This is a genomic window from Brevibacterium sp. FAM 27836 (genome assembly GCF_051351055.1).
Lineage (GTDB): Bacteria > Actinomycetota > Actinomycetes > Actinomycetales > Brevibacteriaceae > Brevibacterium.
In genome coordinates this window covers 3,178,503-3,202,654 of sequence record NZ_CP195711.1, presented here as the reverse complement: position 1 = coordinate 3,202,654, position 24,152 = coordinate 3,178,503, and the positions used below count along the sequence as shown (strand labels likewise).

Sequence of the window (24,152 nt, the reverse complement as noted above, 5' to 3'; positions counted from 1 at the left end):
CCAGGTGCCTGCGTTGCCCTGGGCGTCGGGCTCAGGTGATTAGCTGCCCGGGACCTCAGGCGTCGGCGAGCACAGCGTCCGGAGCCGGGGTGATGCGGTCCTTCGCCGTGGAGTCGATGGTCGCCTGCCCGAGCACACGGGTGCCGCGGTAGATGACCATCGTCTGCCCCGGTGCCACACCGGAGAGCTCCTCGTCGACGTCGACGTGCATGAGCTGCCCGGCCGGGCGGGCCGCAGGCACCTCGACTTCGTCGATGATGGGATTCGCTTCGTGTTCGGGCGCCTCGGCGACGAAGTCTCCGAGCCAGGCACGGGCCGGTACGGGATCGGCGTGGGCGCGGATCTGGACCTCGCAGTCGATGCCGTCCTCCGGGCTGTGTCCCATGTCCGCAGGAGCCGCGCCGGCCCACGAGGTGCGGATGCCCGTCAGATGCGACACGGCGAGGTCGGCACGCGAACCCACGGTGACCGTGTTCGAGGCCGGATCGAGCCCGGTGACGAAGCGCGGCTTGCCGTCGGCGGCGGGCTTCTCGATGCCCAGGCCCTTGCGCTGACCGATCGTGTACGTCATCGCCCCGTCGTGCTCACCGAGGACCTCGCCCTCGGAGTCCTTGATGAGGCCCGGACGCATCGGGATCTTGTCGGCCAGCCACGCCTTCGTGTCCCCATCGGGGATGAAGCAGATGTCGTAGGAGTCGGGCTTGCTCGCCACGGAGAAACCGCGCTCGGCCGCCTCGGCGCGCACCTCGGCCTTCGAGGCCGTGGCACCAATCGGGAAGTAGCAGTGCTCGAGCTGATCGGAGGTGAGCACGCCGAGGACATAGGACTGGTCCTTGGCCAGGTCCTCTCCGCGGTGGAGCTCCGGCTTCCCGTCATCGTCGCGCAGCACCTCCGCGTAGTGGCCCGTGGCGATGGCGTCGAAGCCCAGCGCCAGCGCCCGGTCGAGGAGGGCGGCGAACTTGATGCGCTCATTGCAGCGCATGCACGGGTTCGGGGTCCTCCCGGCCGCGTACTCGGCGATGAAGTCATCGACGATGTCTTCCTTGAACCGCTCGGAGAAGTCCCAGACGTAGAAGGGTATTTCGAGCATCCCGGCGACGCGGTGGGCGTCGCGGGAGTCTTCGATCGTGCAGCAGCCGCGCGAACCGGTGCGCAGGGTGCCGGGCATCCGGGACAGGGCGAGGTGGACGCCGACGACTTCGTGTCCGGCATCGACGGCGCGGGCGGCGGCGACGGAGGAATCGACTCCGCCGGACATGGCGACGAGTACTCTCATGAGGCTCCTTGCATCCATCGGGGTGTTGCCGAAACCATCCCGGCTCGGCGTGCCTGTTCGACGACCTCGGGCAGGGCCGTAAGCAGGGCATCGATATCGTCCTCGGTCGTCTCGTGGCCGAGGGTGAAGCGCTGAGTGGACCGGGCCGTATCCTCATCGACCCCGCAGGCCAGAAGCACATGCGAGGGACGCGAGACTCCGGCCGAACAGGCCGATCCCGTCGAGGTGGCCAGTCCGCGGGCGTCGAGACCGAACAGCAGCGAGTCCCCCTCACAGCCGGTGAACGCGAAGTGCGCATTGGCCGGCAGCCGGCCCGGACCGCGCGGACCCGAGAGTGCGACTCCGTCGATGCTCGATTCGATTCCGGCGACGAGGCGGTCCCGCAGACCCGCCAGACGTGCCGACCGTGCTTCGAGGTCTCCGGTGACGAGGTCGACGGCGGCGGCGAAGGCCACCGCGCCGGCGACGTCGAGGGTTCCCGAGCGCACACCGCGCTCCTGTCCCCCGCCGTGGAGGATCGCCGTCGGGGTGGCTGCACGGTCGAGCAGGAGGGCTCCGATGCCGACGGGTCCGCCGATCTTATGGGCGGTGATCGTCATCGCCGTGGCTCTGAACCCGGCGAAGTCGAGTGGGATCTGTCCGAGCGCTTGGACAGCGTCGATGTGGAAGGGGATGCCGAGTTCGGCGGCGACCTCACCGATCTCGCGGATCGGCTGCAGAGTGCCGATCTCATTGTTCGCGGCCATGACGCTGATGAGCGCCGTGGATTCTGGGGCCCGGCGCAGTTCGGCAAGGGCCGCGTCGACGTCGAGGCGACCGGTCGAATCGACGTCGAGATAGACGGCCTCGGCGCCGAGGCTCTCCAGCCATTCCACGGTCTCGAGGACCGCGGGGTGTTCGATCGTCGTCGTCAGCACGCGCGGGCGCACCGGGTCGACGAACGACCCGTTGTTGCGGGAGAGGTAGAGGCCCTTGAGCGCGAAATTGTCCGCCTCGGTGCCTCCCGAAGTGAAGATCACCTCCGACGAGGTGGCCGCGCCGACTGCGCGGGCGATGTCCTCGCGTGCTTCTTCGATGCGCATCCGTGCCGCCTGCCCGACAGCGTGCAGGGCCGAAGGATTGGCCCGGCGGGCCAGCTCCTTCGTGTACACCTCGAGCACCTCGGCGGGCATCGGCGAGGTGGCTGCGTGGTCGAGATAGATGGGCATCCCCTCAAGTTTAGGGCGTGTGCGGGATGACGGCCAGGATCCGTGCGGCATCTCACCCGTCCTGTGACCGCACCGGAGGATCTGCTTTGAGCCGATGCCGACTAAACTGGGTCGGGTGTTCACCGTTTTCACCATCGTCCTCTATGCCGTCACCGGTATCCTGACCGTGTGGTCGATCGTCGAGACCATCCGCAACCGACCGGCGGGCAAGGCCCTGCTGGCGGGTGCCGCGTTCCTGCTTCTGCTGCTCATCGTGCAGCTGATCCTCTCGATCGCCACCTTCGGCTCCGCGCACGATGTCGACCCGCTCCTCTACTTCGGCTATGTGATCACCGCGATCCTCGTCATCGCGTTGGCCGGGTTCTGGGCGTTCGCCGAACTCAGTCGGTGGGGGCCGGGAGTGCTGGCAGCAGCCGGACTGACGGTGATCGTGATGATCGAGAGATTGGACCAGATTTGGCAGTGACGAAAAGCAGCCGCTCCCCGTATTCGGCGATGCACAGCGGACCCGGGCGGGCGCTGACCGCCGTCTACGGGATCTTCGCACTCTCGGCCACGGCGAGAGCCGGCTACCAGCTCATCCGCGAATTCGATTTCGCCCCGATCGCGTACTCGCTTTCGGCAGTGGCCGCGGTCATCTACATCCTCGCCACGATCTGCCTCGTCATCGGCAATCGGATCTCGCATCGGATCGCCGTGGCCGCCTGCGCGATCGAATTCCTCGGCGTCATCGTCGTCGGCATCCTCAGCCACACCCATCCGGAGGACTTCGCAAAGCCGTCGGTGTGGTCGAACTTCGGCAGCGGCTACGGGTTCATCCCGCTCGTCCTGCCGCTCATCGGCCTGTGGTGGCTGTGGCGCGTCGGCCGCCGCGCGCACCGGGACTGAACACACCCGGTAACTGGCCGCCTCGGGATCATTCCACGCGGGAGGACAGCACATTCCAGTCGGTGGCGATGGCCGTGACGTCGTCTCCGGTCTCCATGAGCACGTAGGGGTGCGCGGTGTCGACCTTGACGGTGTCGCCGTCCTTGTCATTGGTCTTCACGGCTTCGACGGTGTCGCCGAGGTCGATTGAGTAATCGGTGGGAACCTTGATCGTCAGCGTGCAGCGGACCTCACCCATGCCGATCGCACCGTTCTCCGTGCTCAGTGTCATGTCTTCGAAGTCAAGATCCGCATAGGGCTTGCAGTCCACGTCGACCTTGTCGAAGCCGGAGTCCTTGTCGCGCAGTGTGCCGAGGTAGTCGCGGAATCCCTTGAAACCGCCCTCCTTGAGGCCATCGGGGGTGCCGGATTTCGCCTTGCCGTCGACGAGGTAGGACGCGACATCATCGGCCGCGGTCGTCATCTCCTCATCGAAGGCCTCGGGGCCCGGCTTCACGGCTCCCTGCCCGTCGGCCATGAGCGTGGGCATCTGCTCGGCCGGAATATAGGATGCGGAACGCACGAGCGGCTCAGTCGATGCCGAGTCCCGCGTCACAAGCATCACCTGCGTGAGCTGTTTGTCACCGTCGGTGGACTTCTTGTCCGCGGTGCCGAAGGCGTAGAACCACATCGGGTACTTCGTGAAGCTCGGGCTGGCGGCGACGACCTCGGTGAAGTTCGGAGCGCGCAGCTTCTGCTTGGCCTTCTCCGCGATCTGGATCTGGGCCTGCGTCTGGTCGATGAGCGGGGCGGCCTGGATCGCGTCGAGGTCCGTGCCCTTGTCACCGAGCGTCTTATCGAGCGCCTCGGTGTAGTTCGTCATGAACTTCCCGGCTTCCCCGGCCCGCAGCGCGGGGCGTTCGTATGGGGTGATGTCGGGGCTGCTCGGCTTGGCGATGGGCATGCTCGCGCATCCGCTGAGCACGAGCCCGGTGCCGACCAGCCCGGCTGTGACGGCCGTGAACGACCTTCGGTTGCGCAGGTCCCGTCGCCGAGGCGGTGGCCCGGCGGCCGTGCCCGGCTGCACGGTCGAGATCGGCTGAGTCGCCGGACCGGAACGGTCGGTCTCGGTCCCGCCGGAGCGATGGTCAGCATCGGGGCCGGAGCGGTGGTCCCGATCCTCGTCTCGTGCCGGCCCGTTCCCGCCTCCACCGCCGGTGGAGCTGTCGTGGTTCTTCTTCGGCGGGCGGATGCGCGCCTGCCACCAGCGGAGGAAGAAGAACAGAGCGAATCCGGCGAAGATGATCCCGCCGGCGAGGCCGAGCAGGCTGAGTCCGAGCACACCGTTGACACGCATCTCCAGGCTCACCGTCGTGCCGTCGAGACTGTCATCGGAATTCGCCGGAGCGATGACGAGCACCTGCGGCTCGGCCTCGAGGTTGAAGGTCTTCGCGACCGTCTTCCCCGTATCCTGGCTGATCCACCAATCCCGATCGGCGATCTCGGCCTCGGGCTTCGCATCCCCGGGAATGAACCGATGATCGGTGGCGTTCGGGAAGGACACATCACTGATCTGCTCCTGCGCCACCCCGTCGAGGTAGCTGTCGGCGTCGACCCCGTTGGCGGTGCCGACGAACAGCTCGGTCCCCTTCGAGTTCTTCGCCGTCACGGTCACGCTCGAACCCGAATAGGGCACGATCGCCTCGTCGAGGACGACGGCATAGGCTCCGTCCTTGACCTTGAAGGCCGGGGTCTCGGTGATCTCGTCGGTGCCGACGACCGAGAGCGCGGAGATGACCAATCCGGCGAGCGTGAGCGCCGCAACGCCGAAGAGGATGGCAGTAATGAGTCGGATTCGCTGGATCAGAACAATGCCCTCATGAGTGCGGTCCGTGCCTTGGTCACGGCTGGATCGTCGGCACTGAGGACTTCGAAGAGTTCGAGGACGCGCAGGCGCAGGGATTCCTTCTCGTCACCCGCGGTGGTGCGGATGAGACCGATGAGACGGGTGAACGCGCCCGCGGCATTGCCGCTGACGACCTCGGCATCGGCCGCGGCCTTCGCGGCCTCGACATCGGTCGGGTTCGCATCGGCGGCGGCGATGAGCTCTGCCGGCTCCTTGTCGATGAGGCGCCGACCCAGGCTCGCATGGGCGAGTCCGAACTTCGCCTCCTCATCGGCCGGCGACGACGCGAGAGCGGCCTTGAACAGGTTCTCCGCGGTGTCGAAGTCCCCCTTGGCCAGGGCCTCTTCGGCCTCCGGGTGGGCGGGACCTGCCGGTTCGGGTTCGGCACCGTCGGCGACGGCATGGCCGGTGACACCGTTCTCTCCGGCGAGCTTGAGCAGCTCATCGAAGTAGGCCGTGACCTGCGGTTCGGGCAGGGCACTCTGGAACAGAGGCACGGGCTGGCCCTTGACGAGAGCGACCACCGAGGGGATCGACTGCACGCCGAAGGCCTGCTGCAGACGCGGGTTCGCATCGACATCGACCTTGGCCAGAACCAGACGCCCGCCGTAGGAGGCGATGACGCGTTCGAGGATCGGCGACAGCTGCTTGCACGGTTCGCACCATTCGGCCCACAGGTCGATGACGACGGGCACACGGTCGGAGATCGCAACGACGCCGTTGAAGCTCGCCTCGTCGACGTCGAAGATCAGGGACGGAACGGCGACCGCATTCGGGTCCTGCCCGCCGGCCGCACCGCCGGGAGCTCCGGCACCAGCGGGCGCGTGTCCGGCCTGGCCGGTCTGTTCATGAGGCAGGTTCTTCCCGCGCACCGCAGACAGGTCGAGGCCCTGATTCTGCTGCGCGCTGCCCTGCGAGGGATCCATTGACACGTGGTCTCCTTTGTGACGCGATCGGTGGGAGCCGCTGATTCCGCCCCGCACCTGGTCCATGATTATCCAACAGAACGTATCAACACCGGTGTGCCCGCGGCTATTTCCTCAACGGAGGGCCGCGGCGGTGCCGAATCGGTCGCTCAGCCTTCCTCTGCCCCGGCGAGGGTCTCGAGGCCGCCGACGAGCTTGATCTTCCCGTCCTTGGGCACGAGGAAGGTGAGCACCTGGGTGGTCTTCGTCGTCACCGGCTTCTGCGTCGACGACGAGCCCAGCAGCTCCTTCTGCGGCGAGGACAGGGTCAGGGTGCCGGTGCGGCCGTCCTTCGACTCGGGGCTGATGGTCGATTCGGCCTCGACGACACCGGTGACGATGGCGGCGTCACCGGCCGTGCCCTGAGCGACGAGTTCCTTGCCCGGAGCGTACTTGTACTTCACCTCGGCCTTGCCCGATTCGGCGCTGGCTTTCTGCTCCTTCTGGTTCTTCCAGATCGACTTCGCGAAATCGTCGCCTGCGAACTTCTTCGCTTCCTTCGAATCCGCTCCGCTGCCGAGCGCCTTCGCATAATCGGCCACGGCCTTCTCCGGGGTTGCGACGAAACCCTTGGCACCGGGTTCGAGCATCTTCGCGCCCTGCCGGGAATCGGGCAGCTCGGGCAGCTTCGTGCCCGAGACCAACTGGGTCTGCGACCAGAGCTTGTAGTCGCTGCGCGGGTCCTCCTGAGTGAGGACGAGCAGCTGAGAATTGCCTCCGGCCGAGGTGATCAGGCTCGTCACCCGCGGCCAGGCATCGGTGGCCGAGGTGTAGTTCGCCACGATCTCCTCGCTGGCCACCGCCGGCGGCAGCTTCTGATCGTCGACGTCCTTCTTCACTGTGTACAGATCTTCGCGCTGTTTGAGCGCGGGACCCGCGGCACGCTGGGCCAGTGCCTTCTTGTCGGTCTTCTTGTCTGCGGTCTTGACGTCGTCGGCCACCGCGTCGAGGATCCGCTTTGCCTGATCGTCGGTGATGCCTGCGGCCGCCGAGCTCGGCGCTTCGGAGGGTTCGGGCTTCGGCAGCTCTTCGGGCCCGCAGGCGCTGAGCGCGAGCACGGGGACGATGGCGAAGGCGGTGCCGTATTCGGCGAGCTTGCGGCGACGCTCCTGGCGTGCCTTGCGACGATTCGCCTCCTTCTTCGTCTTGTTCATGCCGAAGAAGAGCAGGACGACGCCGCCGACGAAGGAGACGCCGCCGATGATCATCAGCGGGATCGCCCACGGGGTCTCGGCGTGGTTGGGCCATTCGAGGGTGACGGAAGTGACCTGTCCGGGCTCACCGCTGCCGGCGATGAGGAAGCCGGTGCGGTTGGCTTCGTCGTTCCATTCGAGCTCCACCGAATCCGTGCCGGTGACTTCGGACTGCCACAGATCGGCTCCGGCCGGGTCGGGCACTTTCCCTTCGCCGTCGGTGGCTTTGGTCGTGAGCTTTCCGTCTTCGGCCAAGCCGGTGACGCGGTCAAAGGCGGACTGTCCGGCCCAGGCTTCGACGTTCTCGATCGGGGCCTGGGCGATCGTCAGGTCACCGCTGCCCTTGACCGTGAGCGTGGCTGGGGTTTCGTAGAGGTTGAGCATCCCGGGGTCGACGATGACCGCCGGTTTGTCGGCGTCGACCTGCGCGGTGGCAGTGATCGTATCCTCCGGCGCCCACAGGGTCTTCTGCAGGATGCCGAGGCCACCGACGACGACACCCACCACCATGAGAATCACAGCGATTGTGTAACGCACGTGCGTACCTTCCCTCAGCCGAGCAAAAATGGCACCCCTGGTTCGGGGACTCTCCAAGTTTAAGTCACACACGCGATATCCCCTTTGTGCGCACGTTCAGTGTGTGTCGACGTTCACATGATCGGGTGGGCCGGACCCGCTCGGACACCGTCGCCGAGGCCGAACCCGGCCGGCCGCGGAACCGCCCCGAGATGCCCCGAACCTCTGCCGTGGCCTAAGCTGGGCGGGTGAGCAACGACAGAATTGTGTGGATCGACTGCGAAATGACCGGCCTCGACGAGGTCAGAGACGAACTCATCGAGGTGGCCGCGATCGTCACCGATTTCGAGCTCAATCGCCTCGACGACGGCATCGACATCGTCATCAAGCCCTCCGCCGAGGCGCGGGCGAACATGAACGAGTTCGTCACGAACATGCACACCACCTCCGGCCTGATCACCGAGCTCGACTCCGGCACGACCGTCGCCGAGGCGCAGCAGCGGGTCCTCGAATACGTGAAGAAGCATGTCCCTGAGTCGGGCAAGGCTCCGCTGGGCGGCAATTCCGTGGGCACCGACAAGGTGTTCCTCACCAAGCAGATGCCCGAACTCGTCGGACACCTGCACTACCGGATCATCGACGTCTCCTCGATCAAGGAACTGAGCAAGCAGTGGTTCCCCCGCGCCTACTTCCAGGCGCCGGCCAAGCACGGCGGTCACCGCGCGCTCGGTGACATCATCGACTCGATCATCGAGCTCCAGTACTACCGGAAGGCCGTGTTCTCCGCCGAGGGCCCGAGCTCCGACGAGGCGAAGGCCATCGCCGCCGAAGTCGCCGCGGACAGCACCAGCTGAGCGCTCCCGAGCCGTCCGTCCGCTGACCGCGCTCGACGCGGCACCGCGCATTCTCGGCCCGTCGCCCTCCGAGGCCGGTTCGAGTGCACAGCCTGAGATCGGTTCGCGTGCACGGCCTCGTCCGTGACATGATGATTCCATCATGCCATTAGATCAACGTCAGCGCCCCCTCTACGAGGTCAAGGCGAACCTGTTCAAGGGACTCGCCCATCCCTATCGGATCCGCATCCTCGAACTCCTTGCCGACGGGACCGAAGTCAGCGTCGCCGATCTGCAGTCCGAGACCGAGCTCGAGGCCTCTCACCTGTCCCAGCATCTGGCGGTGCTGCGGCGGCACCGCCTCGTGGTGTCCGAACGCCGGGCCAGCCACGTCTACTACCGCCTCGCCGATCGCCGCACCGAACAGCTGCTCGCCGTCGCCCGGGCCCTGCTCGTCTCGATGCTCGAAGACGATGAGGGACGCTTGGCGCAGGCGAGGTCCCTGCCGCAGATCGCGGGCGGAGCCGCGAAGGGGTCGCAGTCGTGAGCGCACCGAACGGCACCTCGGCTCGGGTGGGATCGGTCCTGCGACACACGCGGTCACTGCTTCCCTCGTTCCGTGACTACAGCGAGACGACGCGCTCCTGGCCGAAGGACCTCCTCGCCGGAGTCACCGTCGGCATCGTGGCCCTGCCACTGGCCCTCGGCTTCGGCGTCAGCTCGGGTCTGACGGCGGAGCAGGGGCTGGTCACCGCCATCGTCGCCGGCTTCCTCGCCGCCGTCTTCGGCGGCTCTCACATCCAGATCTCCGGGCCGACCGGAGCGATGGCGGTCGTGCTCGTGCCCATCGTCGCCAGCCAAGGCGCTTCGGCGGTCGTCGCCGTGACCCTCATCGCCGGCATCATCGTCGTCGCCGCGGGCCTGCTCCGTCTGGGACGCGCGGTGTCGTTCATCCCGTGGCCGGTGATCGAGGGATTCACCCTCGGCATCGCCGCGATCATCTTCCTCCAGCAGGTCCCCTTCGTCACCACGGCGCAGGAATCGCTGCCCGGCGAACACAGCACGAACGCCCTCGTCGCCGCGACCCAGCTGATCACCGAGGCCGATTGGACCTATGCGCCCTATTCGCTGGCGGCGGTGGGCATCGTCGTCGTGTGCATGGTCGTCTCCCCGAAGATCCACCCCTCGATCCCCGGGTCCCTGGTGGGCATCATCATCGTCACCGTCCTCGCAGCACTCATCCCCAACCCCTTGGCCACGATCGGCACGATCCCCCAGTCGCTGCCGGCCCCCTCGATCCCCTCCATCGACCTCAGCCAGATCGCAGGACTGCTTCCGGCGGCCGGAACCATCGCCGCGCTGGCCGCGATCGAATCGCTGCTCTCGGTCCGCGTCGCCGCGTCGATGTCGGACTCCGGGGCCTACCATCCGGACCGGGAACTCGTCGGGCAGGGCATCGCCTCGATCGGTTCCTCACTGTTCGGCGGCATGCCCGCCACCGGTGCGATCGCCCGCACCTCGGTCAATATCCGAGCGGGCGGACGCACTCGTCTGGCCTCGATCGTCCACGCCCTCGTCCTGCTCGTCATCGTCCTCATCGCGGCCGCACCCGTCGGGCAGATCCCGCTCGCCGCCCTCGGCGGAGTCCTCTTCGTCACGGCTGTGCGGATGATCCACCTGTCGACGCTGCGCGCGATCATGCTCTCGACCCGCTCGGATGCCATCGGCTTCATCGTCACGGCACTCATCACGATCTCCTTCGACCTCATCGTGGCCGTGGGGATCGGCATGGTCGTCGCCGCGGTCTTCGCCCTGCGCAATCTCTCCCGGGCCACCGGCGTGACGATCGAACGCGTCGAGGATGAGGCGGACCCGCACTTCGGAGATCAGTCGATCGCCATCGTCCGCTTCGACGGCCCGCTGTTCTTCGCCTCCTCGGACCGGGTCTTCGACGAAGTCACGAAACTCGACGAGGTGGTCGTGGTGGTCCTGCGCATGTCCCAGCTCGAACTCGTCGATGCCACGGGCGCACGCATCCTCTCCGAGGTGGTCCGTGCCTTCGAACGCCGCGGAATCACCGTCCTCATCAAGGGCGTGAAAACCGGTCACGTCGAACTGTTCCGACATGTCGGGGTGCTCGGCGCGCTGCGCCATCACAAGCACCTCTTCGACGACCTGCCGACCGCGATCGAACACGCCCGTTCGCATGTTGAGCGCGCCGCGAAGCTCTGAGGCTCCCCGGCGCGGGAGGGTCGGCTCAGCCGGCCTTCTTCGCCGGCTGAGCGAAGATCGTCGCGGGGAAGGCCCCGGACTGCGCAAAGACCTTGATCAGCGTCCGCGTCGGTGAGAGCAGCGCCGCAATCTCCTCATCGCTGAGCACCGACCAGGCCGCTGCCACGGTGCCGTCGGTGAGCGCTTCGACCTGGTCCTTGAGCTCACGTCCCGCCTCGGTGATGGCGGGCAGGTCGAACCCGCGGTCGTCCGTGCCCACGGTGATCAGCCCCGCCTCGGCGAGCCGAGACTGTGCGGTCTGCCATTCCTCATCGGTGTAGCCGCGGGTCTTCTGCGCCGCACGCGGGCGGAATGAGGCCCCGGTGGCGACATCGAGCATGAGCGCGTCGATGCCGGGAACACCGGCGGTGACGAGCGAGGCGACGTGGCCGTCACCGCGGAATTCGCGTGCGACGGTGGCCACGTCCCACAGCCGTTCGAAGGCGGTGGCAGGCTCGTGGCGGCCGATGACGTCGGCGGTGGCCGCGGCCAGGGTCCGCCCGGAGAAGTCCATGGCGGCGAGCACGGGGGTCAGCGTTTCGGTGATCTGGGTGGCCGCCTCGGTGAGCAGGGCGATGTCGTCGCGGTCACCGAAGAGTTCGGCCATATAGGCGCTCACGGCGTCGAAGCGGGCCTGGACCATCTCCTCCGGACTCACCCGCTCCCACAGGCGCGGCAGCATCTCGGCGACGAAGTTCGGCGAATAGTTGTAGTACGCAGCGCTGACGACCCCGGGATTCACCCGGCCCAGGGGTGCCGAGCGGGCCGCCATATTCCCTTCGACTCCCGGTTCGAGTCCGTGCTCGGCATATTCGGCGCCGACCGTCGACGAGAAGTAGATCGAAGAGTGGAAGGAGTTGATGCGGGCGGAGACCGTCCTGATGTCCTGTGTGCGCTGGGATTCCATATCGTCATCCTAGAGCCGGCACCGTCCCAGGTAAATGAGTGCGCCAGGCGACCGGCGGATGCCGCCCGAACGCGAGTGCGGGAGAATGGAGCCCATGACTACGGCCAGAACCCTCGAATACCCGCAGCCGCAGAACGGCCGCCCACCGCGGCGGCGCCGGACGACGATCATCGTCTCCGCGATCGTCATCGTCCTCACCCTCATCATCGGGGCCATCGCCGCCGATCGGGTCGTCGACTACATGACCGAGCAGCGCATCGCGAAGAGCCTCGAGACCTACGGGGACGCCGAGGTGGCGGTCGAAGGGTTCCCGGTGCTCACCCAGATGGCTGCCGGCAAGCTCGATACGGTGCACATCACCGCCGCCGAGGCGAACTACGAGGGGGTCGACTTCGCCGATGTCGATGCGAAGCTCTACGACGTGCCCACCGACACCTCGCGTCCCGTCGGCACCGTCGACGCCGCTGCGGTCCTGCCCCACTCCACCCTCGATGAGCTCGCTGCCGAGCACGCTTCGCTGCCGGAGGGCATGGAGTTCACCACCGACGACGGTGAGCTCGCTCTCAAGGGTTCGATGTTCGGTCAGGATCTGCTCGTCGGCATCGACCCGAAGGCCGACGGCAGGCGTGCCGTGGTCAACGCATCGACGATTCGGCTCGGTTCGGCCGAGTTCTCCCTCGACCGGCTGCCCGGGTTCCTCACCTCGGCGATCTCCGATATCGTCATCGACCTCGATTTCCTGCCCGCCGGACTCGAACTCACCGACATCACCGCCACGGAGGCGGGGCTGAAGGTCCGGCTGCACGGCACCGGGGTCAGCCTGGAATGACGACGCCTCTTCCCGCCGCGACGGACGACGACTCTTCGCGCTGGCGACCCGATCCCTCCGTGCGCACCGCACTGACCTCGCCACGGCTGCTCACCCGCGAGGCCCTCGCCGGCCTCGTCGTCGGACTCGCCCTCATCCCCGAGGCGATCGCGTTCTCGATCATCGCCGGAGTCGATCCGAAGGTCGGCCTGTTCTCCGCGTTCATCATGGCCACCTCGATCGCCTTCCTCGGCGGCAGACCGGCAATGATCTCGGCGGCGACCGGGGCGGTGGCCCTCGTCATCGCCCCGGTGGCCCGGGAGCACGGTATGGACATGTTCATCGCCACCGTCATGCTCGCCGGAGTCTTCCAGATCCTGCTCGCCGTCGCCGGTGTCGCGAAGCTCATCCGCTTCATCCCCCGCAGCGTCATGGTCGGGTTCGTCAACGCTCTGTCCATCCTCGTCTTCGCCGCCCAGCTGCCCCATGTCATCGGAGTGCCGTGGCTGGTCTACCCGCTGCTGGCGATCGGCGTCGCGGTCCTCGTCCTCATGCCGAAACTGACGAAGGTCGTGCCCGCTCCGCTGGTGACGATCGTGCTCATCACCGGCATCGCCGTCGTCTTCGCCATCGACGTCCCCACCGTCAGCGACCAAGGCGAACTGCCGCGCAGCCTGCCCGAACTCTTCATCCCCCACGTGCCGCTGACCTGGCAGACCCTGTCGACGATCGCCCCGTACTCCTTGGCGATGGCTCTGGTCGGATTGATGGAATCGCTCATGACGGCCAAACTCGTCGACGAGATCACCGACACCCACTCGAACAAGACGCGCGAATCCTGGGGCCAGGGGGCTGCGAACATGATCTCCGGCCTCTTCGGCGGGATGGGCGGCTGCGCGATGATCGGGCAGACGATGATCAACGTCCGCGCTTCGGGAGCCCGAACCCGGATCTCGACGTTCATGGCCGGCGCGTTCCTGCTCGTCTTCGTCGTCGTCCTCGGAGACATCGTCGGCATGATCCCTATGGTCGCGCTCGCAGCGATCATGATGATGGTCTGCTTCGACACCTTCGACTGGCATTCGGTGCGCCCCTCGACGCTGCGGATGCTTCCGAAGTCCGAGACCTTCGTCATGGTGGCCACCGTCGCGGTCGTCGTCGCCACCGGCAACCTCGCCATCGGCGTCGTCGCCGGCGTCTTCGTGGCCAGCGTGCTCTTCGTCCGCCGCGTCGCCCACTTCGTCACCGTCGAACGAACAGTCACCGAGGCGACGGCTCACTACACGGTCCGCGGCGAGCTCTTCTTCGCGTCGTCGAACGATCTGACCACCCAGTTCCGCTACGTCCTCGATCCCGGCCGGGTCGTCATCGATATGAGCGAATCGCATGTCTGGGATGCCTCGAGCGTGGCCGCCCTCGACGCGATCGTGACGAAATACGAAGCCTTGGGCACGAGTGTGAAGATCGTCGGAATGAATGAGTACACCGAGACTCTGCACGCGCGACTCTCCGGAGGGCTCGGGTAGATCGGTCCCGGCTGCAGTCGGCAGCGGACGCAGCGAGGACCCGCGGCGGCGAAGGTCGGCCCGGGAGTGATCATGCGGGTCAGGGATCGATGACGGGATCGGCCAGTTCCCTCGGATCGGCGTCGAGCGTGATCCGCACGGCGTCGATGCTCTGACCATCGCGCAGCAGGTCCTCACCGTCCACGGTCCACCTCTCACCTGCCCTCTCCCCGCAGGGCTGACCGTGCGGCGCCAGCTCCTCACAGTCGACACCGGTGATCGGCGCCTCGGATTCGATGATGACCTCACCCCGGTCCAGAGGCCGGAAATACACGACCACGCCCGACTCCCCGCCCGCATCTTCTGCCTCCGGGCCGTTCCCTTCTCGTCCCGTCTGCGCCGGGACCGCAGCACCGGAGACTGCGTAGTCGAGCACTCCCCCGTGGAGCCCGGGATCGAGCTCTCCGGTGGAGAAGCCGATGTCCACGGAATGCAGGTGCTTGTCCACGCCGGCCTCACCGGGAGCCGAATCGATGCTGCCCTGCGGCTGCGAATACTCCGCCCGCAGGTGGGGCGGCAGCGGGGATTCGGTGTCGGGCAGACGGAACCCGTCGTAGATCTCACCACCGAACGTCCAACTGGTCGGCAGCGCGAGATCGAACTGCGTGTCCATCCGCACCGTGTAGCTGCCGTCGGCGGTGATGCTCACCCTATGCGTCGCCTTCTTGCTCCGCATCGGGTTCGGGGCCGCATCCGCACCGCGGGGCAGAAGCCCGACGACGATCATCACGACTGCGGCCGCCGACAGGATCAGGGCAGGCAGCGTGGACACCATTCGCCCGGTTCGGCGGGCAGATCCGAGTCGGAGGCCCGGCCCGGTTCGTCGGCCAGGTCGCAGTTGTCGTTCACTCACTGCCGTCAGCCTCTGCTGTAGGGACGGGCCGCAGGCACGGTCATGCCTTCCGGCGGTGCGAACGCGACGACGTCGATGTTCTTGCCGTAGCTTCTTCTCACGATCAGCCGACTGCTGTGCTCTCGCTCATCGCCGCTGTGAGGTGCGGTGCCATCATGGGTCGTCGACTCCTCGTCGGTGTTCGACTCCTCGTCTGGGTGCGCATCATCGACCTGTGCGAAGTCGTTGTCCGTGCAGTCGTTCATGAGGTCGAAATCGGTATTCGACACCGGACAGTACAGCGGCCCGTCGGTGTCGATCGACAGCGTGTGCGTCGTCGTGGTCGTCCTCCCCGCACCGAGTGTGGGCACGGGAAGAACGAGGAACTCCTCCCCTTCCACCGTCAGGAAGACCTTGTCGAGGACGTAGCTGAGCTCGACGGCGTGGCGTCCCTCACCCCATGTCGTCGGCATCCCGTCAGCATCCTGCGGACGGAACGAGAAATCAGCCGAGGGGTAGTCGAAGCCCTCCTCGCGTTTCGTCTCTACGTCGATGTCGAGGTCTCCCGCCGTCTTCGGCGAATCCCGGGTTGACCCCTCCTCTGTGCTCAGCTCCACCCCGGTGACCTCGGATGCTTCGGGCATCATCCGCAAACGGCTGCCACTGGCCGGATTCCGCCCCAGACCGGCGGAGCTGATCCACAGCCCCACCGCATCATCTCCTTCGGGCGGTGTTTCGAAGCTCATCCGCTGACGGATGGTCAGCGTGCCGTCTGTGGACGGGGCCGCCTCGGTGAGGATCTCCACCGGGGTCAGCGCGGTCTCGGGCAGGAGCTGGGACTGTCCCCGGGGTGCCGTGTACCGGATGATCGACGCGACGACGAGGACGGCGACGATGATGACGGCCACGGCAGAGACTGCGAGGCCGATGAGGAACAGCTTGGTCCGGGTCATGGTCCCACCGTATGATCGAGCGCGGTGCCGGGGGTGAGACAACCGGTGCCAGACCTGGAACATCCCTTGGCCGCGGCTGCGCGGACAACCACAACTGCTGCAGGAGGTGCTATGCGATCGCCCATCCCGGATTTCCTCGATGAGACGCTCGACCGTTTCCGTCCCGATCGGTCCGGGGAGAATGCGGACTACATCCCGGATCTCGCCGCGGCCGATTCGGAGAAGCTCGCGATCTGCATCTCCACCCTCAACGGCATCGAATACACCGCCGGGGACGCCGATCACGAATTCTCCATCCAGTCGATGTCGAAGCCCTTCATCTACGGGCTCGCCCTCGAACAGGAAGGCTTGGCCGGGGTCTTCGAGAAGGTCGGCGTCGAACCCAGCGGTGAGAAGTTCAACGAGCTCTCACTCGACAAGATGTCGGGCAAACCGCTCAACCCGATGATCAACGCCGGTGCGATGACCATCCACTCCATCATCGGCGATCCGGGCGCCAGCCTGGCCGAACGCACCGAGATCGTCCGTGCGGGCCTCTCGCGCTTCGCCGGCCGGGAGCTGACCATCGACGAGAACGTCGCCGACGGCGAATGGCGCGAGGCCTACCGCAATGTCGCGATCGCGAACATGCTCCGGTCCTACGACATCTTCTACGACGACCCCGACGAGGTCGTCCGCGGCTACATCGAGCAGTGCTCCATCCTCGTGACCGTCAAGGACCTCGCGATCATGGCCTCGACCCTGGCCGGCGGCGGCCTCAACCCGCTCACCGGGGAGCAGGTGCTCTCTCCCCGAGTCAACCGGCAGGTGCTCGCGGTGATGATGACCTGCGGCATGTACGACGCCGCCGGCGACTGGATGACAGAGATCGGGATCCCCGCCAAGAGCGGCGTCTCCGGCGGAGTCTTCGGAGTCATGCCCGGTCAGGTCGGCATCTCCACGTTCTCTCCGCGCTTGGACAAGCACGGCACGAGCGTGCGGGGTGCGAAGATCTTCCAAGACCTCTCCGACCGGTTGAGCCTGCACATCATGGACGCCCCAGAACCGGCACGCTCGATCATCCGCCGCGACCGCCGTTTCGTCGACGGTCAGGGCAAGACAGTCCGCATCTGCAGCCTGCAGGGACTCATCCAGTGGAGCGGTTCGGAGAACGTGCTGCGGGCCATGGACGAACCGGAATCGAGCACGGATACGTTCGTGCTCGACCTGCGACGGGTCAACGAGATCAACTCGGTGGCCCGGACCATGCTCACCGAGGCCCTGTCCCGCCTCGAGGACGAAGGCACCCGAGTGGTGCTCATGGACCCCGACGACATGATGCAGTGCAAGGGTCCGAACTCGGCGCTGCCGGGCGTGACGATCCTCGATTCGCTCAAATCCGTCAAGGGGCTCAAGCGCATCCGTGACGACCGCCGCCGGGAGATGGCCGAACGCTCCCGGTGACCGCACCCGGCCGTGGACACCACAAGGGTGTTTGATAAGGTGAGCCTAACCGAATCGCTGGAGAAAGGCCGTTGATGACGACCGCACCGACCACACCCGAACGCACTGCCCGACCGGCCCGCCCGCAGGCGATCCTCACCGTCCTCGACGTCACCGAGGTCACGCCGAACCTGGTGCGGGTCCGCCTCGGCGGAGATGACACCTTCGACAACATCACCTCGAACGATGCGACCGACAAGTACGTCAAGCTCCTCTTCGCCGACCCCGCCCACGGTCTCGTTCCGCCCTACGACCTCACCGAGCTGCGCGAACAGGCGCCGGAGAAGCTGCCGAGCCGCCGCACCTACACGATCCGCGAGATCGATGTGGACGAGAAATGGCTGAGCATCGACTTCGTCATCCACGATGCCGACGGCATCGCCGGTCCGTGGGCGAAGGCCGCCGCTCCCGGTGACACGCTCGTCCTCGTCGGCGCCGGAGGCAAGTACGCTCCCGCCGCCGAATCCGACTGGCACCTGATCATCGCCGACCACTCGGCGATTCCCGCAGTGAGTTCGGCGATCGAGGCGATGCCCGCCGAGGCGCGCGGTGTCATCGTCGCCTATGTCGCCGAGGCGGCCGACCGTGTGCTGCCCGAGGCACCGGCCGGCATCGACGTGAAGTGGGTGGAATCGTACGAGGAGCTCATCAGCAGCGTGCAGGAACTCGACTGGCTGCCGGGCACCCCGCAGGTCTTCGCCCACGGCGAGCGCGAGAGGGTCAAGGCGATCCGGAAGATCCTCAAGGAACGCGAGGTGCCGAGGGAGGCACTGTCGATCTCGGCATACTGGGCCAGCGGCCGCGCCGAAGACCAGTTCCAAGCCGAGAAGCGCGAACCCATCGGCAAGATCGACTGAGTCGCCCCGGCCGCGACCGGACCGGGCTCAGGCGAGATCGAGGCGGTCGGCCACCTCGGCGACCTTGAGTTTCGCATCCGCGTCGAGGTCCTGGATCGGCAGAGGCAGACTGTTCGCCCCCACAAGACCGAGGTGCTCGGCGATGGCTGCGCTCACTCGCAGGCTGCCGCCGAACTCGGTGAAGAGGTCCCACAGCGGCTGGAGTTCGGCGGAGAGCTCACGCGCGATATCGGCGTTGCCGAGTTCGGCCGCGCGGGTGATCTCGAGCATTGGCTCGGGCAGGGTGCCGCCGACAGCCGTGTACCAGGCATCGCAGCCGGCGTTGAGCCCCTCGGCTCCGAACGCGTCGCCGGAGATGCCGATCGACACCTCATTGCCGACGGCCGCGCGGATCTCACCGATGCGCTCGTCCCAACCCGATGGCGAGAGCGCGAACCCCGGAATCTTGATCGACGCCACACCGTCGAGCGCGGCCAGGCGGGCGTACAGCTCGGTGGAGAAGGTGAAGTGCGTGGTGCCCGGATTGTCGTAGACGACGATCGGCAGGTCGGTGGAGGACGCAACGGTGCCGAAGAGTTCGAAGACCTCGTCGTCGGTCAGGGGCTGATAGCTCACGGGAGCGAGGAGAAGTCCCTGTGCCCCGGCCGCCTCGGCGGAGGCGACATTGGCCAGCACGTCTCTCGTCCGCAGCGCCCCGACGCCGACGAGGACGGGGATGTCGAGAGCGGATTCGACCGTCAGCTGCGCGACTCGGGCGCGCTCCTGCCCGTCGAGGTAGGCATACGACCCTGTCGACCCGAGCGCGGTGATCGAATCGACACCGGCGAGGACGAGCCTTTCGACGAGTCCGATGAAGGCCTCCTCATCCAGTTCTTCGCCGCGCATCGGGGTGAGCGGGAAGGCGCTCAGTCCGGTGAACACAGACGGGTCGTAGGCGGGTGTCCTCGTCATTGGTCCTCCTCGAGGGGTGGGATGGTTCACGGGCGGTCGGGAGTGCGCGGGTCTGCGCCGGCGCGGTCCCTGTGGCCGTGACGGTCACTCGGGTTCGTCCGATTCCAGTCTGCCAGGTCGCTCGCGGCCCGGCAGGTACGTCTCGAAGCGATCGAACTCCGGCTGTGCTGAGATGTCCTCGACGGCCGCGGAACCGACGGCGTTCGCCGCCTGCAGCGCCGCCTCGGGGCCGAGCCCGGACCGCAGCCCGATGGTCAGGGCCGCGCAGAAGGCGTCCCCGGCTCCCACGGTGCTCACGGGAATCGCCGGGACCGCCTCGGCGAACGCGATCTGCGTGCCACGCGCCACCAGTGCCGAACCGCGAGCACCATAGGTCACGGCCACGAGCTTCGCGTCCTGCAGCTGCGGCAGGAGGGAGTATTCGGTTTCGTTGACGATGAGGAGATCGGCACGGTCGACCACCTCGGCGGGCAGGGGCTGGGCGGGTGCGGCGTTGACGGCGAGGAAGCCGGGCACACGGTCGGCGAGTTCGGTGATGAGGTCCATGGAGATCTCGAGCTGCGTGAGCACGGCCTCACTCTTCGCGAATTCCACGCCGTCGAGGCCGACCAGGGCATTCGCGCCCTCGCACACGGCGATCTGGTTCTCACCGGCGGCGTCGACGATGATGAGCGCGGTCCCGGTCTCTGCGTCCACCTCGGCGATATCAGAGACGTCGACCCCGGCTCTGCGCAGAGCCTGCAGCATCGCCTGACCTTCGGCGTCGGCACCGACCGCGCCGATCATTCGGGTGCGCGCACCGAGGCGTGCCGCCGCGGCGGCCTGGTTCGCGCCCTTGCCTCCGGGCGAACGGCTCAGCCGGCCGCCGCCGATGGTCTCTCCGGCGGCGGGCAGTCGGGCGGTGGTGGCGGTGATATCGGCGTTGATGCTGCCGACGATCGTCAGGGAGCAGTCGATGGTCATGTCCACCATTATGAACTGCGGGAACGGCAGAAGCCCCGTGATCCTTAATCTCCCAAGGCTCACGGGGCTTCCCGATCGGGGTGAGTAACGGGACTTGAACCCGCGACATCCGCGACCACAACGCGGCGCTCTACCAGCTGAGCTATACCCACCACATGCGCTGCACCACTGGTGCAGACAGCAAGATATATCCTAACCTCACCCACTCGACGCGGGCAAACTCGGGCCGCCCATTGCGGACAATGAGACGCAGATCTCCTCACATGCAACGATTCAGTAGCGTTGTATAACGGTTTCAGAAAACTGGTAGGAGCAGTCCTCGACATTCATTAGGATTGGTTCGGCCCTGTCCTCGACAACCTCCCAAGGAACCCTGTACATGACTCGTGCGTTGATCTCCGTCTCTGAAGACGAGTTCACCTATATCTCCCTCAATGGGGCGACGAGTCGCTATTCGGACATCGGGGAGGCCATCTCGTACCTCGGCGACTATGCCCGAGAAACCGCCACTCCCCTGACCGTGACGATCGACGACGGCGAGAAGAAGACCGAAATCTCCATCGATGCGCATGGCAAAGTCGGATCCGCACCGAAGCCTGCGACCGGCGGCGATGCAGCACCGCCCGAGGTCGGGACAGCCGATACCGCGGCCACCGACCAATCCCCCGCCGGCGCCGAGGCGGCCGCGAGCACATCTGCCGACGCGGCGGCAGGGCAGACGGAGCCACCGAATTCCGACAATGACGGCTATCCGCAGGGCACCCCGTTCTCCGGCCCGGCCGCTCCCGCAGCGCCGAAGGTGAAGAAGACCCGGGTGCGCAAACACTCTTCTCGCAGCCGCCCGCAGCGGCTGAAGAAGATCACCGTTCCGGGTCTCGTCCTCATCGGCATGGCGATCCTCATGATCGGCGCATTCGTCGTGCCCAATATCGTCCCCGTCGACTCCGACGACACCCCGCAGACGATCGGTTCGGAACAGCAGGTCAATCCGGCCTCAGAACTCTCCGTCGACAAGACCCGCGACGTCGTGCCGAGCTTCGACAACTCCCCGGTCTGGGAAGCCAAGGTGCCCAAGCGCGCTTCGGTAACCGCCTCCGATCGCGGCATCCTCCTCGTCGACAAGGGCAGGCTCGAAGTCCTCGACTCCGATACCGGCAAGACGCGTTACAAAGCCAAGATCAACGAGTCTCCGACCTTCGCCGTCGACACCATCATCGATGGCCGCCCGGCCCTGCTGTGGCAGTCCGGCGACACCGCCGAGGCGCTCTTCGACGGAGACAAGAAGCCGAAGTCCTACCAGCTTCCCAAGGATGCTCGCATCACCTCGGCCGGCAAGAGCGTGCTCATCAAGTCCGGCAACAAGCTGTCGACCTTCGGCGCCGACGGCTTGGAGAACGTGCCGACCCCACAGGCGGGTTCGACCCCGATGGCCATCGACAACAATGAGCTCTTCAGCTCCGACTGGCACGGCCCGGTCAAGGCGAAGAACATCGAGACCGGTGCCGAACGCAACATCAAACTCGAACGCCCCGCCGACGGATTCCAGATCATCGACTGGATCTCGGCCGGCCACGGCAAGACCATCACTCTGTGGGGCGAGCAGGGCGCCTCGACGAATTCGGGCCACCGGATCCAGCTCGTCGTCCACTCCCTCGAAGACGGCTCCATCCTCTCGACCGTGACGACGACGACCGACATCGTCGGCGAGAAGACGTGGGTCCGCGGTCAAGCCGGCAAACGCGCCTACATCGGCCCCTACCTCTTCGACCTGCAGTCGGGCCTGCTGCTCATGGACGTCTCCAGCCGAGACATCCACCTCTCCGAACCGCGCGGCACGATCGTGCCCTGCACTATGGACACCAGCACCTCCTGCCTGCTCGCCGGCAAGCAGGCGTTCAAGACCGACACCGATCTGCTCGCAGTCGTCGACGACGGCAAGGAAGCCTTGGTGCTCGGTGACGACTCCACCGTTCGGGCCTACCCGAAGAAGTCGGAGACTCACGATCGCTGAGCCGTACCTCACCCCGGCAGCATGCCACGGCGAATCACCCCCGAGGCTTTTACACATCTGTTCTAGATATTAAGATGGCAACGACCTGCCTGTCCGTCATGTCCCCTTGACCGAATGAAGTCGGAATCCCCACCGCGAAGGAACGAAGTGCCAGCAATACGCCAGTTCAACCGCAGAATCGCCGCTATCGGCGCTGCGTTTGCCCTGGCAGCACTCCCTGTTTCCGGCACGATCACCCCTGCATTCGCCGAGCCGGATCCGACCCCTTCCGCCGAATCAGGTGCGGCAGGCACAGCCGACACCGAGGCGGCCAACAGTGACGATGCGGACGACTCCTCCGGTGCCGACGGCGGCGGCTCCGACACCGGATCCTCGAAGAACGAGGGCTCCAGCACCGACAATGGGGTCACCGAGGTCGAAGGCGACACTGAAGCCGGGGGCGGTTCCGATCCGGATCCCGACTACGACAAGGCATGCAAGGCCCCTGAAAAGGACGAGCCGGTTCCGGGCACCGACGGGCCGTGCGAGACCGATGAACCGCTCCCAGCAAGCTGGGACGAAGACAACCAGACTTTGCGAGTTCCCTCACCCGCGAATGAACCGGGCAGCATGCCTCAGAGTTGGGAGAAGGAGAAATTCAAACTTCGGAAGAGACAGCCAGTTCGTCTTCCGGTCCAAGGGGCCTCGGACTCTGCCTCCAAAGACTCCTCGCAATCGACTAGCCAAGGCAACAGCACCGATGACAGCGGGACTCCTCTGCCTTCCGCGGCCACTCAGACAAATGTTCCAGATGACCTGATGCTCCGTTCAGACGGCTTTGTTGTGCCTGCAAGCGGCGGAGAACCGGTACGTTTCACCGGGTTCACAGACGACCCCGATTGGGAATTCAATGTGAAGGACGGGAAAGTCACGGTCGTCTCCGGTCATGAGTACCCGGACTCCGATGACGGGTCCTCAAGCAATGAAGCAGATGGATCCGAGAACGGAACTGCAGGCTCAGAAGCGAACAAGGATGGGTCCGACAGCGCCTCTCCTACCGCTGGGGATAACGCGAAGTCCACCGCTGACAGCGATTCGTCGAACTCTGCGGACAAAGACTCCGACGGGGCCCGTGCCGACAGCGACAACGGCAGCGATTCCGAGAGTGCTTCTTCCGCCAGCAAGACATCTGCAGGCAACGATAGCGACACTTCGACGGACTCCGATTTCAAGAGTCAGGGAAACTCGTCGTCCGACAAAGACGCCGACGGGCGCAACTCGAACTCCGACACCGATTCGCGGGCCGAGGCAACAGGCAACAGTGACTCCGAAGGCTCCGCATCCGATTCGGACTCAGGGAAAGACAAAGACAAGGACTCAGGCAAAGACAACGAGAAGGACTCGGACAAGGACGGTTCCGGCTCCACGCTCGGCACGTCCGACGCCGACGGCACCACTCCTGACCCCTCGAACGGCAACGGCTCGCAGGACGGGCGAGAAACCATCCCCGGCACCACCGGCGACGAATGGCTGCCCGGAGACGAGGACTCCGAACACCAACCGGACTACTCCGACCCGGTACCGCGCAACCCCGACGAGCCTGCCCCCAAAGACGACTCCGATCTCATCACCGGCGGCGACCAACCCTCCCCGCGGGCCAATCAGCACCCGGCGACCTCATTCGGCGAGTCCATCATCTCCACGATCGTGAGCTCCTGGCCGGTCTTCGTCCTCGCCGCCTCGGGCATGGCCGCGGTCGGCTTCATCATCTACCTCATGGGACGTCGCGGAAAGCAGGACTGAGGCCTG

At 66.2% G+C, this 24,152-nt stretch carries 21 protein-coding genes and 1 tRNA gene; 11 read left to right on the top strand and 11 right to left on the bottom strand.

The window, feature by feature from the left end; all coding sequences use genetic code 11:
- Positions 1-55 precede the first annotated feature (55 nt).
- Both mnmA and ACSE4D_RS14350 read right to left on the bottom strand, forming a co-directional pair.
- Positions 56-1,276, bottom strand: a complete 1,221-nt coding sequence (mnmA, locus tag ACSE4D_RS14355) for a tRNA 2-thiouridine(34) synthase MnmA (RefSeq protein ID WP_426937355.1) — start codon at positions 1,274-1,276, stop codon at positions 56-58.
- Positions 1,273-2,484, bottom strand: a complete 1,212-nt coding sequence (locus ACSE4D_RS14350) for a cysteine desulfurase family protein (RefSeq protein ID WP_426937354.1) — start codon at positions 2,482-2,484, stop codon at positions 1,273-1,275. Before ACSE4D_RS14350 ends, mnmA begins: the two co-directional genes overlap by 4 nt.
- Before the next feature lie 115 nt (positions 2,485-2,599).
- On the opposite strand from ACSE4D_RS14350, the gene ACSE4D_RS14345 reads away from it, so the two are divergent.
- The gene (locus ACSE4D_RS14345) at positions 2,600-2,950 is read left to right on the top strand and encodes a hypothetical protein (protein WP_135539617.1); all 351 of its coding nucleotides are present in this window, start codon (positions 2,600-2,602) and stop codon (positions 2,948-2,950) included.
- 29 nt (positions 2,951-2,979) lie between these two features.
- Positions 2,980-3,372: a hypothetical protein gene (locus ACSE4D_RS14340; protein WP_425118894.1), complete on the top strand. Its 393-nt coding sequence runs from the start codon at positions 2,980-2,982 to the stop codon at positions 3,370-3,372.
- Between the two features lie 28 nt (positions 3,373-3,400).
- Here the strand turns inward: ACSE4D_RS14340 and ACSE4D_RS14335 are convergent, their stop codons facing one another.
- The 3 genes from ACSE4D_RS14335 to ACSE4D_RS14325 all read right to left on the bottom strand — a co-directional run bounded on the left by ACSE4D_RS14335 (position 3,401) and on the right by ACSE4D_RS14325 (position 7,952).
- Entirely contained in the window at positions 3,401-5,152 is a 1,752-nt protein-coding gene (locus ACSE4D_RS14335; RefSeq protein ID WP_240689768.1) for a hypothetical protein, read from the bottom strand.
- A gap of 62 nt (positions 5,153-5,214) precedes the next feature.
- Positions 5,215-6,183 carry a tetratricopeptide repeat protein gene (locus tag ACSE4D_RS14330; RefSeq protein ID WP_425118895.1) on the bottom strand — a complete coding sequence of 323 codons (969 nt, stop codon included), beginning with the start codon at positions 6,181-6,183 and terminating at the stop codon, positions 5,215-5,217.
- A gap of 149 nt (positions 6,184-6,332) precedes the next feature.
- The gene (locus tag ACSE4D_RS14325; protein WP_135539621.1) at positions 6,333-7,952 is read right to left on the bottom strand and encodes a hypothetical protein; all 1,620 of its coding nucleotides are present in this window, start codon (positions 7,950-7,952) and stop codon (positions 6,333-6,335) included.
- A gap of 227 nt (positions 7,953-8,179) precedes the next feature.
- Between ACSE4D_RS14325 and orn the strand changes: the two genes are divergently transcribed.
- The 3 genes from orn to ACSE4D_RS14310 all read left to right on the top strand — a co-directional run bounded on the left by orn (position 8,180) and on the right by ACSE4D_RS14310 (position 10,996).
- Positions 8,180-8,785: an oligoribonuclease gene (orn, locus tag ACSE4D_RS14320; protein WP_276606433.1), complete on the top strand. Its 606-nt coding sequence runs from the start codon at positions 8,180-8,182 to the stop codon at positions 8,783-8,785.
- A gap of 142 nt (positions 8,786-8,927) precedes the next feature.
- A complete protein-coding gene (locus ACSE4D_RS14315; RefSeq protein WP_135539623.1) occupies positions 8,928-9,311 on the top strand; it encodes an ArsR/SmtB family transcription factor in 384 nt (127 codons plus the stop codon).
- A complete protein-coding gene (locus ACSE4D_RS14310) occupies positions 9,308-10,996 on the top strand; it encodes a SulP family inorganic anion transporter (protein ID WP_135539625.1) in 1,689 nt (562 codons plus the stop codon). Before ACSE4D_RS14315 ends, ACSE4D_RS14310 begins: the two co-directional genes overlap by 4 nt.
- Before the next feature lie 25 nt (positions 10,997-11,021).
- Here ACSE4D_RS14310 and ACSE4D_RS14305 read toward each other — a convergent pair whose 3' ends face one another.
- Entirely contained in the window at positions 11,022-11,942 is a 921-nt protein-coding gene (locus ACSE4D_RS14305) for an SCO6745 family protein (protein ID WP_135539626.1), read from the bottom strand.
- A 94-nt stretch (positions 11,943-12,036) separates the two neighbouring features.
- On the opposite strand from ACSE4D_RS14305, the gene ACSE4D_RS14300 reads away from it, so the two are divergent.
- Together ACSE4D_RS14300 and ACSE4D_RS14295 are read left to right on the top strand one after the other, a co-directional pair.
- A complete protein-coding gene (locus ACSE4D_RS14300; RefSeq protein WP_436326135.1) occupies positions 12,037-12,771 on the top strand; it encodes an LmeA family phospholipid-binding protein in 735 nt (244 codons plus the stop codon).
- The gene (locus tag ACSE4D_RS14295) at positions 12,768-14,276 is read left to right on the top strand and encodes a SulP family inorganic anion transporter (RefSeq protein WP_436326134.1); all 1,509 of its coding nucleotides are present in this window, start codon (positions 12,768-12,770) and stop codon (positions 14,274-14,276) included. Before ACSE4D_RS14300 ends, ACSE4D_RS14295 begins: the two co-directional genes overlap by 4 nt.
- Positions 14,277-14,355: 79 nt before the next feature.
- Here ACSE4D_RS14295 and ACSE4D_RS14290 read toward each other — a convergent pair whose 3' ends face one another.
- Together ACSE4D_RS14290 and ACSE4D_RS14285 are read right to left on the bottom strand one after the other, a co-directional pair.
- The gene (locus tag ACSE4D_RS14290) at positions 14,356-15,090 is read right to left on the bottom strand and encodes a hypothetical protein (protein ID WP_426937352.1); all 735 of its coding nucleotides are present in this window, start codon (positions 15,088-15,090) and stop codon (positions 14,356-14,358) included.
- Positions 15,091-15,173: 83 nt separating this feature from the next.
- Positions 15,174-16,100 carry a hypothetical protein gene (locus ACSE4D_RS14285; RefSeq protein WP_436326133.1) on the bottom strand — a complete coding sequence of 309 codons (927 nt, stop codon included), beginning with the start codon at positions 16,098-16,100 and terminating at the stop codon, positions 15,174-15,176.
- 111 nt (positions 16,101-16,211) lie between these two features.
- On the opposite strand from ACSE4D_RS14285, the gene ACSE4D_RS14280 reads away from it, so the two are divergent.
- Together ACSE4D_RS14280 and ACSE4D_RS14275 are read left to right on the top strand one after the other, a co-directional pair.
- Positions 16,212-17,543 (top strand): glutaminase, encoded by a 1,332-nt coding sequence (locus ACSE4D_RS14280; RefSeq protein ID WP_436326132.1) that lies wholly within the window; start codon positions 16,212-16,214, stop codon positions 17,541-17,543.
- 74 nt (positions 17,544-17,617) lie between these two features.
- Positions 17,618-18,439 carry a siderophore-interacting protein gene (locus tag ACSE4D_RS14275; protein ID WP_135539638.1) on the top strand — a complete coding sequence of 274 codons (822 nt, stop codon included), beginning with the start codon at positions 17,618-17,620 and terminating at the stop codon, positions 18,437-18,439.
- Positions 18,440-18,466: 27 nt separating this feature from the next.
- On the opposite strand, the gene ACSE4D_RS14270 is transcribed toward ACSE4D_RS14275, so the two are convergent.
- The 3 genes from ACSE4D_RS14270 to ACSE4D_RS14260 form a co-directional block, all read right to left on the bottom strand.
- The gene (locus tag ACSE4D_RS14270; RefSeq protein ID WP_436326131.1) at positions 18,467-19,390 is read right to left on the bottom strand and encodes a dihydrodipicolinate synthase family protein; all 924 of its coding nucleotides are present in this window, start codon (positions 19,388-19,390) and stop codon (positions 18,467-18,469) included.
- A gap of 84 nt (positions 19,391-19,474) precedes the next feature.
- Positions 19,475-20,353, bottom strand: coding sequence for a ribokinase (locus ACSE4D_RS14265; protein WP_167854405.1), 879 nt, complete (start codon positions 20,351-20,353; stop codon positions 19,475-19,477).
- Positions 20,354-20,432: 79 nt separating this feature from the next.
- Positions 20,433-20,505: transfer RNA gene (locus ACSE4D_RS14260), tRNA-His, on the bottom strand.
- A gap of 227 nt (positions 20,506-20,732) precedes the next feature.
- On the opposite strand from ACSE4D_RS14260, the gene ACSE4D_RS14255 reads away from it, so the two are divergent.
- Positions 20,733-22,364 carry a hypothetical protein gene (locus tag ACSE4D_RS14255; RefSeq protein ID WP_436326130.1) on the top strand — a complete coding sequence of 544 codons (1,632 nt, stop codon included), beginning with the start codon at positions 20,733-20,735 and terminating at the stop codon, positions 22,362-22,364.
- A gap of 147 nt (positions 22,365-22,511) precedes the next feature.
- On the top strand, positions 22,512-24,146 hold the full coding sequence (locus ACSE4D_RS14250) for a hypothetical protein (protein WP_436326129.1): 1,635 nt from the start codon (positions 22,512-22,514) through the stop codon (positions 24,144-24,146).
- Positions 24,147-24,152: the final 6 nt, after the last annotated feature.